We start from the raw sequence: 11,666 nt of genomic DNA on the forward strand, positions 1-11,666 counted from the left end.
CGGGCAGCCGGTCGGCCAGATGGCCGGGCTGCCGCCGACTGTCGTGGTGCAGACCAGGACATCGATGCCGCCGTCGTTGAACTGACGCATCACCTGGTCCTTCTCGTCCGACGGCAGGCGCCCGTGCAGCAGCCCGACCCGCACGCCGGACAGCGCGCCCGCGCTCAGCGTCTCGTACATCTCGACCGCCGCCTGGGTGGTCGGGCCTTCCTTCTCCTCGGCCGACTTCTTGCCCTTGGCGGGCGGGGCGTCGGGGTCCTCGCCGATGCGCGAGCACACCACATACGCCTGCCTGCCCGCGCCGACCTCTTCGAGAATGCGCTCCCAGGCCCGGTCCACCCAGCCCGGATGCAGCTTGCGCGGCACCACCTTCGACACGATCGGCGAGCGGCCCCTAGGCAGCTGGGTGAGAGTGGAGGTCTCCAGGTCGCCGAGCGTGGTCATCGCGATGGTGCGCGGGATCGGGGTGGCCGTCATCACCAGCAGGTGCGGGCTGATGCCGTCCTTGGCCTTGGCGCGCAGGGCATCTCGCTGTTCGACGCCGAAGCGGTGCTGTTCGTCGACCACAACCAGGCCGAGGTCGAAGAACTCCACCGCGTCCTGGATGAGCGCGTGCGTGCCGATGACCAGGCCCGCCTCGCCGGTCATCGCGTCCAGCAGCGCCGCCTTCTTGGCCGCCACCGACATCGAACCGGTCAGCAGCACCACCTTCGTCGACTGCTCGGCCGCGCCCAGCTCGCCCGCAGTGCCGAGGTCACCGAGCATCGCCCGCAGCGACCGGTAGTGCTGGGCGGCGAGGACTTCCGTCGGCGCGAGCAGCGCGCACTGCCTGCCCGCGTCGACCGCCTGCAGCATCGCGTGCAGGGCGACGATCGTCTTGCCCGAGCCGACCTCGCCCTGGAGCAGCCGGTGCATCGGGCGGGTGCGCGAGAGGTCGGCGGAGATCTCGTCGATCACCTGCTGCTGACCCTCGGTCAGCTCGAACGGCAGCCGCTCGTCGAAGGCGGCGGCGATGCCGTCGGTGCGCGGCGGACAGGCCGGGGCGGTGCGGCCCTCGACATGAGTTCTCCCACGGTCGCAGCGCCGCGATCGATCGCGAATGTTTCGCAGGTCACCGCGCTGATCAACACGTTGTCGAAGTTGCCGCGCAAGGCGAACCTGCTGTGGTACCTGGTCCTGGGCGGGCTGTTCCTGGACGCCTACTCGAACGCCGCGCTCGGCGCCGGACTCTCGCCGATGACCAAGGAGCTCGGCCTCAGCGCGGGCCAGGTCGGCCTGCTTACCGCGACCGCGCCCGCGGTCGCCATCCTGTTCAACCCGGCGGGCGGCTGGCTGGCCGCCCGGATCGGCCGGGTCAAACCGCTCATCGCGGCGAAGGCGATCGCCGGGCTCGGCGCGGTGCTCACCGCCACCGGGGGCAGTTTCGAGGCGGTCTGGGCCGGGCGCGGGCTGGTCGGCGTCGCCTACGGCATCGACTTCGCGGTCGCCATGGCCCTGCTCGCCGAGTACACCCCGGCGAAGCTGCGCGGACGGCTGAACCTGTGGCAGTCCGTCTGGTACGTCGCCACCACGGTGAACCTCGCGCTGACGCTGCTGTTCTACCAAGCTGGCGTTTCGGTGGAGATCTGGCGTTGGTCGGTCGGCTCGGCCGGGGTCTTCGCGCTCGCGCTGCTGGTGCTGCAGATCGCGTTCCTCGCCGAAAGCCCGTCGTGGCTCGCGGCGAAGGGGCGGCTGTCCGAAGCGGCGAGCAGCCTCCGCCGGATCTACGGTTTCCAGGTGACGCCGGGAACCGCGAGCGCCGACGACACCGCCGCCGAGGAGCGCAAGATCGGCTTCCGGCAGGCGGGCGTGCTGTTCCGCAAGCCGTACCTGCAGCGCACCTTCCTGTCCACGGCGATCTCGCTGACCCAGGCGATGCAGTACTTCGCGATCGGCTGGTACCTGCCGGTGATCAGCCTCGCGATCTTCGGCGACAAATTCGAAACGGCCACGCTCGGGTCGATGATCTTCAACGTCGCCGGGATCGTCGGCGGCGCGCTGTCGGCCTACTTCGGCCGCAAGATCGGGCTGCGGGTCAGCTCGGCGGTCGGCTACGCGTTCGCGTTCGCCATCCTGCTGGTGATGGGGCTGGGCTTCGGGAAGCTGCCGATCGCGATCGGGTTCCTGCTGCCGTTCCTGTTCATCTTCTTCCATTCGGCCGGACCCGGCGCGAACGGCAAGTCGATCGCGGCGCTGTCCTACCGCAGCGACATCCGCACCCTCGGCACCGGCGTGACCGGCATGCTCGGGAGCTTCGGCAGTGTCGTCGGGCTGTACGTGTTCCCGCAGATCAAGGAAGCGATGGGCCTCGGCCCGACGATCGCGCTGCTCGCCGTGGTGCCGCTGCTCGGCCTGGTGTCCTGCCTGATCGTGCGCTGGGACCCGACCCGCAGCGGCGTCGACCCGGACGACGAGGAGATCTCGCTGCCGGGGAGGACGGCGTGACGCGGCGCGGAATCCTGGCTGTCGACGAAGGTTCGACCGGCACGCGAGCCGCGGTCGTCGGCGAGGACGGCGTGTGCGGGCCGTCGTTCTACACCGCCGTCGACGTCGTCCATCCGGAACCGTCGCGGGTGGAGCAAGACGCGGTGCAGCTGCTGGAACGCACCGTCGACGTCGCCCGCCAGGCGATCGCGTGGTCGGGGGAGAACGGCGTCGAGATCGTCGGGATGTCGGTGTGCACGCAGCGCGCGACCGCGATCCTGTGGGACCGCGAGACCGGGCAGCCGCTGGCTCCGGCCGTGGTGTGGCAGGACACCCGGTATGCCGACGAACTGGCGAAGCTCGCTCCGGAGTGGGATCCGGTGCTGTGGGAGCGGACCGGCCGTCCGGTCGGTACCCGCGCCCCGTTCCTCTGGGCCGCGCGGCAGCTCGACCAGCTTGACGTGCCCGCCGACCGGGTGCTGTTCGGTTCAGTGGACACCTGGCTTGTGTGGCATCTCAGCGGACGCACCAGATATGTCATGTCGGCGACCAACGCCGTCGCGTTCGGCGGGTACCGGCTGCGCGAGCACGCGTGGGACCAGGAATGGTTGGCAGCACTGGGTTTCCCGCTTGAGCTGGCCCCGCCGCCGGTCGATGACGACGGCGATTTCGGCTACACCGACCCGGACCTGCTCGGCATCGAGGTGCCGATCGCTGCGGTGATGGGCGACCAGCACGCGTCCCTGATCGCGCTCGGTGCGCTGACTCCGGGGCAGGGCACGTGCGTGCACGGCACCGGCACCTTCGTCGGCGCGCTGGCCGGTGACGAACCGCCGGACGGGCTCGGCAAGGTCGACGGTGTGCTCTGCCTGGTCGGCTGGCGCAGCGCGGGCCACAGCCGGTTCAGCCTGGAGGCCTACACCTCGACCACCGGTTCTGCCTTGCGGTGGCTCACCGAGGATCTCGGGCTGTTCCGTTCCGCCGCCGAGATCAGCGAACTGGCGGCGGCTCAGCCGAGAAGCACCTCGACCTGGTTCGTGCCGACGCTGGCCGGGCTGCGCACACCGGTGCAGCGGCCCGGTGCGCGCGGGGTGCTGACCGGGCTGAGCCTGGCCACCACCCGCGACGTGGTGGCGCGCGCGGTGCTCGACGGGATCGCGCACGCGGTGAGCGACACCGTCGACGCGCTGCGGACGACGATGAACCGGCCGGTGACCCGCCTGCGCGCCGGTGGCGGGTTGGCCGCCAGCGACGTCCTCCTGCAAAGCCAAGCCGATTTCGCCGGTGTCGAGATCGAACGAGTGGCCGATTCGGCGACCGCCAGCCTTCGGGGCGCCGCGTATCTCGCGGGCGTCCGGCTGGGCTTGTGGCCGTCGTTGGCCGAAGCCGTTGCGAACTTGGGCAAAGGCGAGGTCTTCGAACCTCAGCTGCCCGAGGACGAACGGCGCGAACTGCGCGCCCGCTGGCAGGACGTGCTCGCGGTGTCGCTGTCCTGACCGTCCTCTGTGGACGTTTTCAACTTTGAGTGGAGAGACAAGCTCATGTTCACACTGCCGTCCCGACGGCCGAACGCCGTCGCCGCGAGGGCGACCCTGTCCGCGTCGTTGCGGCTGGACCGCCGCGCGGCACTGACCGACCTCGAAACCGGCACGTTCGACGTGCTGGTGATCGGCGGCGGCGTCACCGGCGCCTACACCGCGCTGGACGCCGTCTCCCGCGGCCTGAAAGTGGCGCTGGTGGAGCGCGACGACTTCGCGTCCGGCACCTCGTCCAAGTCGTCCAAAATGGTGCACGGCGGGCTGCGCTACATCGAGCAGGGCAACCTCGACTTGGTCCGGCATTCGCTGTTGGAGCGGCAGCGGTTCCGCCGCAACGCCCCGCATCTGGTGCAGCGGCTGCCTTTCCTGTTCCCGATCCTGGCGAAGGACGGGGTGTTCGACGCCCGCATCGCCAAGGCTTTCGAGAGTCTCTTGTGGACATACGATCTCGCGGGCGGCTGGCGGATCGGGAAGCTGCACCAGCGGCTCACTGTCGACGAGGTGCTCTCGCACGCCCCGACGCTCCGCGCGGAGAACCTCAAGGGCGGCCTTATGTATTACGACAGCCGCGCTGATGACGCACGGCTGACGCTGGCGATCGTGCGCAGCGCCGCCCGGCACGGCGCGGTGGTGGTCAACGGCGCCGAAGTGACCGGACTGCGCACCGCCGGCGGACGGGTCACCGGTGCGACAGTGCAGGCCGACGGCGAGCAGATCGACATCCGGGCGCGCGTCGTGGTGAATGCGACCGGCGTGTGGGCGGATCGGGTCGAAGGCATGGCCGATCACGGGCACCAGCCGCAGGTCCGCCCGGCGAAGGGTGTGCACATCGTGCTGCCGTGGGCGAAGATCCGCAACGACTGCACCGTCACCGTGCCGATCCCGGGCCGCGCGCGGCGGGCAACCTGCACGCGATGGGGCGACGTCGTCGTGGTCGGCACCACCGACACCGACTACACCGGCTCGACCGACGACGTGCACTGCACTCGCGAGGAGATGGACTTCCTCCTCGAAGGAGCCCAGATCGCCTTCGACACCAAGCTGGACGCCAGCGACGTGCTGGGCAGCTACGCGGGCCTGCGCCCGCTCGTCGGCGGCAAGGAGGGCGCGACGCTGGACATGCGCCGCGACCACCACATCACGGTGTCCGCGGGCATGGTCACGGTGACCGGCGGCAAGCTCACCACGAGCAGGCACATGGGCGAGCTGGTCGTGGACAAGGCGCTTGGCCTGCTGGGCCGGAAAGCCAAGTGCCGCACCAAGAATCTGCCGCTCATCGGCGGTGCTGGATACGACGCGGAGGCTACTGCCGCGACCGGAGGCGTCGCCGCGCACCTCGGCGGCCGGTACGGGACCGAGGCGCGGTTCGTGAGCGCGTTGGTCGACGAGAACCCGGCGCTGGGGGAGCCGCTCATCGAGGGGCAGCCGTTCCTCAAGGCCGAGGTCGTGTTCGCGGCGCGTTCGGAGATGGCGCGCTCGGTGGACGACGTCCTGTCGCGGCGGACCCGGCTGCGGCTGTTCGCCCGGGACGCGTCGGTCGCGGCCGCGCCGCTGGTGGGCGAACTGCTCGGCGCGGAACTCGGTCTCAGCCCGGAAACCGTTGCGGCGCAAGTGGAGCAGTACCGGGCGGACGTCGCCCGGGAGAAGTCGATCCTGTTCGGAGACAACCTGTTGGGAGCCAACGCATGATCAGCCGTCAGACCGTCACGCACCCGTTCAACCGGGGCAATTACGTGGTCGGCGCGCCGACGCCGCCGCGCTGGGGCGGCCGCACCGAGCCCGGCAAGGGCGACGCGTCGCTGCAGACGGCGGCCGTGGCCGTGCCCGCCGCGCTGACCGATGCGCTGCGCGAGCTGGCGGACGCGGTGCACACCGAACGCGACGAGGTCGTGCTGCGCACCCGCGACTGGTGGGCCGGCTCGATGATCGGCGAGACCGCGGACGCCCCGGCGACCCCGGACGCGGTGATCGCCGAGGTGAGCACCGTCGAGCAGATCCAGGCCGCGGTCCGGCTGTGCGGCGAGCACCGGGTGCCGCTGACCGTGTCGGCCGGACGCAGCAACGTCACCGGTGCCGCGCTGCCGGTGTACGGCGGGGTCGTGCTGGATGTGTGCGGGCTCAACAAGATCGTGTCGTTCGACGCCGAATCGCAGATCGTCGAAGTGCAGGCGGGCATGTTCGGCGACCTGTTCGAGAAGGAGCTGCAGGAGACGCACGGCGCGACCACCGGGCACTGGCCGTCCGCGTTCGCGATCTCGACGGTCGGCGGCTGGGTCGCCTGCCGCGGTGCCGGTCAACTGTCCACGCGGTACGGGAAAATCGAGGACATGGTCGTCGGCCTCGACGTCGTCCTCGCCGACGGCACGCTGGCCCGCTTCGGCGACTACCCGCGCGCCGCGACCGGCCCGGACCTGCGGCAGCTGTTCGTCGGCTCGGAAGGCACGCTCGGCGTGATCACCTCGGTGCGGCTGCGCACGCACCCGCTGCCGACGTACTCGAAGGCCATCGCGTACGGCTTCGAGACCTTCGCCGCCGGGCTCGACGCCTGCCGCCGGATCATGCAGCGCGGCGCGACTCCCGCCGCGATGCGGCTGTACGACAAGCACGAGAGCGGCACGCACTTCGGGCAGCCGGACACCAACCTGCTGCTCATCGCCGACGAGGGCGACCCGGTGCTGGTCGACGCGATGATCAAAGTCAGCGCGGAGGAATGCGCGGCTGATGGGTCCGAATTGGACGGTCAGCCGGTGTTCGAACGCTGGCTGGACGAGCGGATGCTGGTCGGCAAGTCCGCCGACGGGTTCACGCCCGGCCCGGGCTTCGTCGCGGACACTCTGGAGATGGCCGGTGCGTGGTCCGCGCTCCCGGCGATCTACGACGAGGTGGTGGCCGCGATCGAGGCGGTGCCGGGGACTCTGGCTGCTTCGGCGCACCAGTCGCACGCTTACACCGATGGGGCTTGCCTGTACTTCTCGCTGCGCGGGGACGTGGAGCCGGAGAAGCGGCGGCACTGGTACCGGTCGGCTTGGGACGCGGCGAACGCGGTGCTGGTGCGGCACGGGGCGGCGCTGAGCCACCACCACGGGTCGGGACTGCTGCGGGGGCCTTATCTGGCGGACGCGCTCGGCACTGGGTTCGGGACGTTCGTCGAGGTGAAGCGGGCGCTGGACCCGGCGGGCTTGCTGAACCCCGGCAAGCTCGGCTTGCCTACGGACCTGGGCCCGAACCCGCTGGACTCGGCCAGCTGACCGGGCCTTCACGGACGGTGCCGGGGCGCGAGCCGAGTCCAGCGGGTTCGGCGAGCTGAATGGCCGCGGCTGGCGGGCTGGGCCGGTACGTGAGGGGAACCCTGAGGGAATCAGATTCCCTGAGGGTTCCCCTCACGCACCTACGAGACGGCGGGGACGGGGGAGCGGCAGCGGGCATGAAACGGTGGACGGCATGAACGAGAAGATCACGGCGGCGTTCGAGGACGTGCCGGTGTGCGCGTCGGTGGTCGGCGTCGCGAAGGTGCCGGATTTCGTGGCCGCGCAGTCCCGGGTCGGGATCCTGGCGTCGGTGCCGGTCGGGCAGCTGCCGAAGATCGTCGCGGCGCTGGCCGGGCGGGACAAGCTCGTGTTCGTCAACATCGATTCGTGCCCCGGCCTCGCCACGGACCGCGCGGGCGTGGACTTCCTCCAGGAGATCGGGGCGGCCGGGGTGGTCAGCACCCGGGTCGCGCCGATCGAACGGGCGCGGGCGCTGTCGATGCTGACGATGCACAAGGTGTTCGTCACCGACCGCTCGAACCTGAACCGGAGTCTGGAGGCGGTCAAGCGCAGCGGCCCCGACCTGGTGGAGTTGATGCCGGCCCCGATCATCCCGTGGATGTCGGAGTCGGCGCGGGAAGTCATGTCGCCGTTCGTCGCGGCCGGTTTCGTCACCGACCGGGACGGCGTGGCGCATTCGTTGGCGATGGGCGCGGCGGCTGCCGCGTCCTCCGATCCGGGGCTGTGGTCGCTGACCCGGTCCCGGCTGCGTACAGGAGAAGAATGAGTTTCGTAGTGGTGGCCCGGTATGTGACCGCGGAACGGGACCGGGTCGTCGAACTCCTCGGCCCGATGGCGGAGGCGTCGCGGCGCGAGCCCGGCTGCCGGCGGTACACCGTCCACACGGGAATCGAGGACGGCGTCGTGGTGATCGTCGAGGAGTACGACAGCGAAGCGGACTTCACCGCGCACTGCGCGTCTGAGCATTTCACGCGGATCGTGCTCGGCGAGGTCGTGCCGCTGCTGTCCGAGCGGCTGGTCACCCGCTGCGTCCCGGTCGGCGCGTGATGGAGGTTCGCGGCGCGGTCCTGCGCGAGGTCGGGAAACCGCTGGAGATCGAGACGCTGACGCTGGCCCCGCCGGGACCCGGCGAGCTGCTGGTGCGCGTGCGCGCGGCCGGGCTGTGCCATTCGGACCTGTCGGTGATCGACGGCTCACGGCCCCGTCCGGTGCCGATGGTGCTCGGCCACGAGGCGGCCGGTGAAGTCGTCGAGGCCGGGCCGGGCAGCGATTTCCAGCCCGGCGAGCATGTGGTCCTGACGTTCGTGCCCTCCTGCGGCGACTGTGCCCCGTGCACGGCAGGCCGCCCCGCGCTGTGCGGTCCCGCTGCGGCGGCCAACCGCGAGGGCACGCTGCTGGGCGGGGACGTCCGGTGGTCGTCGCCGGCCGGACGTCCGCTGCACCACCTCGGGGTCTCCGCGTTCGCCTCGCATGTCGTGGTGTCCGACCGGTCGGCGGTGCGGATCGACAAGGAGCTGCCGTTCGAAATCGCGGCGCTGTTCGGCTGCGCGGTGCTGACCGGCGCGGGTGCGGTATTCAACGCCGCGGACGTGCGCCCCGGGGACAGCGTGGCTGTGTTCGGCCTCGGCGGAGTCGGCCTGTCCGCGCTGCTTGCCGCGAAGGCCGCCGGTGCCAGCACTCTGCTCGCGATCGATCCGGTGCCGAGCAAGCGGGAGCTGGCGCGTTCACTGGGCGCCACGGTGCTGACCGGTGACGTCGCGGAGATCCGCGAGCGGACCGGCGGCGGGGTGGATCACGCCGTCGACACCACCGGCGTGGTCGCCGCCCTGAGCCAGGCGTACGAGACGACCCGGCCGGGCGGGACGACGGTCACCGTGGGCCTCCCGCATCCGTCCGCCGGACTGACCGTGCCCGCGCAAAGCCTGGTAGCCGAGGAAAAAACCCTGCGCGGAAGCTACCTCGGCTCGTGCGTGCCGCGGCGGGACGTGCCGCGGTTCATCGCGCTGTACCAGGCGGGGCTGCTGCCGGTGGAGGCGTTGCTGACGCATTCGATCGCGCTGGAGGAGATCAACGAGGGTTTCTCCCGGCTGCGGGACGGGGGCGCGGTCCGTCAGGTGATCACCTTCTGAACCCGCGCCCGGCCCGGCTAAGAGTTGCCGCGAAGCGAAGCAGTCGCGATGGTCGCCGCGTCGATGGCAGTCTCGGCGGCCTGCGTAGTCGAGTTCGAGTCGAGCTCGGTAAGCGACTCCTTGTTCAGCGCGTGCACGGCCCATTCGTACGTGTGGTCCGTCGTGCACGGCCCCTGGTATCCGAAGAAGTTCGCGCTGCCGCGGTAGTAGGCCTGCCGTGACCCGGCAGGGACTGTGGGCTGGTATGCGTGGTCGACGTTCTGCGGCAGCTCGGCCGTGGCGGCTGGGATGTCGTAGATGACCCAGTGGATGATGCCGTTGTCGAGGTCGTGCATGACGACCGCGTAGCTCTTGGCCTGCTCCGGCGCCCCGGACCAGGCCAGCGGCGGCGACTCGTCCTTCTTTTCGGGGTCGCCGTCGCCGCTGCTGGCGCAGTCGTGGACCTTGGGGATCATCCCGCCGTCGGCGAAGGCGGTGCTGGAGAGGGCGAAGGCGGCGCGTCCCGGGTTCGCCGACGCGGCGCCGGTGCCGGAACTCGCGGCGCAGAGGACGAGCAGGGCGAAGAGAGCGATTCTGGTGCGTCTCACTGGAGGCTCCCGAGGCTGCTGGTGGTCTCGTGTCCTTTCGTGGGAAGAGTGTGCTCCGGAACCGGCGGGGACCGTCGCGTCAGCGGCAGTGAGTACCACGTTTCCCGCCAAGAGTGACATCCGGCGTCCGCGAGCCGTGTCGGCTGGCTGCCCGGACGCGGCTCTGTCGGCTGGCGCAGACTTCGTTGTGGCGCGCCACAATCCGGGCCGGGGCCGCCCTTGTCGCGGGTACCGTGGGACGACCGGCGGATCCCGGTAGCCGACGTCAGGACAACCAAGCGGAGGACAGCGTGCCGGTGGCGACCTCGGCCGCGTCCGCGCGCTCGTTCGACGGCGGCGAATGGTGGCATGCCAGCCGGGTCGCGGCCGGGCTGCTGATTCCGGGGCTGGCGCTGCTCGCGGCGGGCCGTCCGGACTTGATCATTTTCGCCGCGTTCGGTTCGTTCGCCGGGATGTACGGCCGCGCCGAGACACGCGCGCTCCGGTTCCGGCACCAGCTCCAGGCAGGCGCGGTGCTGCTGAGCGGCGTCTCGCTGGGCGTGCTGCTGTCGGCCTGCCACGCGCCGCCTTGGCTGCTGGTGGTCACTGAAGCCACGTTCTCTTTCTGCTGTGCACTGGTGACGAACCGCCTGGACTTGAGCCCGCGCGGACCTTTCTTCGGCATCTTCGCACTCGGCGCGATCGCGCTGGTGCCAGCTGGTCGGATCGAACCGTGGGCGGGAATTGCCTTGTGCGCGGGCACAATCGCCGGATGCGTCCTCATTGGACTGACTGGCCCGGAGCGCCCTCCCGCGCCGAGGACGTCGACATGCGCACCGGAATGCGGTGTCGCATGCGCCGTTGTGCACGCGGCCCGGTACGCGCTGGCGATCGCTGCCGCGGGCGCGGTCGGGCTGCTGCTCGGCGTGGACCACGCGAACTGGGCGATGGCCTCGGCGGCAGTCCCGTTGGCGGCGGCCGACCCGCGCAGCCGGTTGCATCCGCGCCTGCACAGCGTGCTGGACCGCAGCGCGCACCGGGTCCTCGGGACACTCGCCGGACTGGTCGTCACGGCTTTGCTGCTCTTGCCGGGATTCGGAGCCGCGCCGCTTGCGTTGGCGGTGATCGTGCTGCTGTTCCCGACGGAGTTGTTCATGTCCCGTCACTACGGAATCGCGCTGGGGTTTTTCACTCCGCTGATCCTGGTGATGACGGAATTGGCCGCGCCCGCCGCGCCGGAGACGCTCTTAACGGCGCGGGTGGCGGACACGCTGGTGGGGGTGGCGGCTGGCATCGGGGCGGCGGTGCTGGTCCGCGCCCCGTGCCGCACCTCCGCACTCAAGCAGAACGTTCGACCGTGACCTTCAGGTGCTTCATCAACGGCTGATCGCTCTGCGTGCTGTAGTCCCCAATGGCGCACAACACATTCATCTCCGGCATGTACCCCGCCGCACACCCGCGCGGAATGTCGTACGGAATCGCCCGATAACGCCGCACCGAACGCGTCGTCCCGTCCTTCGCGGTGGCGGTGATGTCGACCTCGTCGAACTCGCTCAGCCCCCGGTCGCGCATGTCCTCGGCGTTCAGGAACACCAGCGTCCGCAGGTTCTTGATGCCGCGATACCGGTCGTCGTCCGAATAGATCGTCGTGTTCCACTGGTCGTGCGAGCGCATCGTGCCCAGCGCGAGCGTGCCGGCGGC

General features: G+C 70.6%; 10 protein-coding genes and 1 pseudogene. 8 read left to right on the top strand and 3 right to left on the bottom strand.

Features of this window, described 5'->3' with window-relative positions; all coding sequences use genetic code 11:
* Positions 1–1,050, bottom strand: a pseudogene (locus ACWDNU_RS43405) (DEAD/DEAH box helicase); the annotation flags it as partial.
* Positions 1,051–1,059: 9 nt separating this feature from the next.
* Here ACWDNU_RS43405 and ACWDNU_RS43410 point away from each other — a divergent pair.
* From ACWDNU_RS43410 to ACWDNU_RS43440, 7 genes are all read left to right on the top strand, one after another.
* Entirely contained in the window at positions 1,060–2,484 is a 1,425-nt protein-coding gene (locus tag ACWDNU_RS43410) for an MFS transporter (protein ID WP_449673150.1), read from the top strand.
* Entirely contained in the window at positions 2,481–3,959 is a 1,479-nt protein-coding gene (locus ACWDNU_RS43415) for an FGGY family carbohydrate kinase (RefSeq protein ID WP_370937811.1), read from the top strand. Before ACWDNU_RS43410 ends, ACWDNU_RS43415 begins: the two co-directional genes overlap by 4 nt.
* 45 nt (positions 3,960–4,004) lie before the next feature.
* A complete protein-coding gene (locus tag ACWDNU_RS43420; protein ID WP_449673146.1) occupies positions 4,005–5,690 on the top strand; it encodes an FAD-dependent oxidoreductase in 1,686 nt (561 codons plus the stop codon).
* On the top strand, positions 5,687–7,249 hold the full coding sequence (locus ACWDNU_RS43425) for an FAD-binding oxidoreductase (protein ID WP_370937809.1): 1,563 nt from the start codon (positions 5,687–5,689) through the stop codon (positions 7,247–7,249). Before ACWDNU_RS43420 ends, ACWDNU_RS43425 begins: the two co-directional genes overlap by 4 nt.
* A 193-nt stretch (positions 7,250–7,442) precedes the next feature.
* A complete protein-coding gene (locus ACWDNU_RS43430; RefSeq protein WP_449673147.1) occupies positions 7,443–8,036 on the top strand; it encodes a glycerol-3-phosphate responsive antiterminator in 594 nt (197 codons plus the stop codon).
* Positions 8,033–8,317, top strand: a complete 285-nt coding sequence (locus ACWDNU_RS43435; protein ID WP_378399956.1) for a putative quinol monooxygenase — start codon at positions 8,033–8,035, stop codon at positions 8,315–8,317. Before ACWDNU_RS43430 ends, ACWDNU_RS43435 begins: the two co-directional genes overlap by 4 nt.
* Complete coding sequence (locus tag ACWDNU_RS43440; protein WP_449673151.1) at positions 8,317–9,399, top strand: zinc-binding dehydrogenase; 1,083 nt, start codon at positions 8,317–8,319, stop codon at positions 9,397–9,399. Before ACWDNU_RS43435 ends, ACWDNU_RS43440 begins: the two co-directional genes overlap by 1 nt.
* Before the next feature lie 17 nt (positions 9,400–9,416).
* Here ACWDNU_RS43440 and ACWDNU_RS43445 read toward each other — a convergent pair whose 3' ends face one another.
* Entirely contained in the window at positions 9,417–9,986 is a 570-nt protein-coding gene (locus tag ACWDNU_RS43445) for a YbhB/YbcL family Raf kinase inhibitor-like protein (protein WP_370937806.1), read from the bottom strand.
* Between the two features lie 290 nt (positions 9,987–10,276).
* Here ACWDNU_RS43445 and ACWDNU_RS43450 point away from each other — a divergent pair, with 290 nt between their 5' ends.
* A complete protein-coding gene (locus tag ACWDNU_RS43450) occupies positions 10,277–11,326 on the top strand; it encodes an FUSC family protein (protein WP_449673148.1) in 1,050 nt (349 codons plus the stop codon).
* On the opposite strand, the gene ACWDNU_RS43455 is transcribed toward ACWDNU_RS43450, so the two are convergent.
* On the bottom strand, positions 11,304–11,666 hold a 363-nt coding region (locus ACWDNU_RS43455), incomplete at its 5' end, for a molybdopterin dinucleotide binding domain-containing protein (RefSeq protein WP_449673149.1). The two genes, ACWDNU_RS43450 and ACWDNU_RS43455, sit on opposite strands and share 23 nt — an antisense overlap.

It is taken from the genome of Amycolatopsis sp. NPDC003676, from assembly GCF_053587275.1.

Coding starts and splice junctions, on each gene's coding strand:
- ACWDNU_RS43410 (WP_449673150.1), top strand. CDS start 1,060: ATGAGTTCTCCCACGGTCGCAGCGCCGCGATCGATCGCGAATGTTTCG.
- ACWDNU_RS43430 (WP_449673147.1), top strand. CDS start 7,443: ATGAACGAGAAGATCACGGCGGCGTTCGAGGACGTGCCGGTGTGCGCG.
- ACWDNU_RS43435 (WP_378399956.1), top strand. CDS start 8,033: ATGAGTTTCGTAGTGGTGGCCCGGTATGTGACCGCGGAACGGGACCGG.
- ACWDNU_RS43425 (WP_370937809.1), top strand. CDS start 5,687: ATGATCAGCCGTCAGACCGTCACGCACCCGTTCAACCGGGGCAATTAC.
- ACWDNU_RS43420 (WP_449673146.1), top strand. CDS start 4,005: ATGTTCACACTGCCGTCCCGACGGCCGAACGCCGTCGCCGCGAGGGCG.
- ACWDNU_RS43440 (WP_449673151.1), top strand. CDS start 8,317: ATGGAGGTTCGCGGCGCGGTCCTGCGCGAGGTCGGGAAACCGCTGGAG.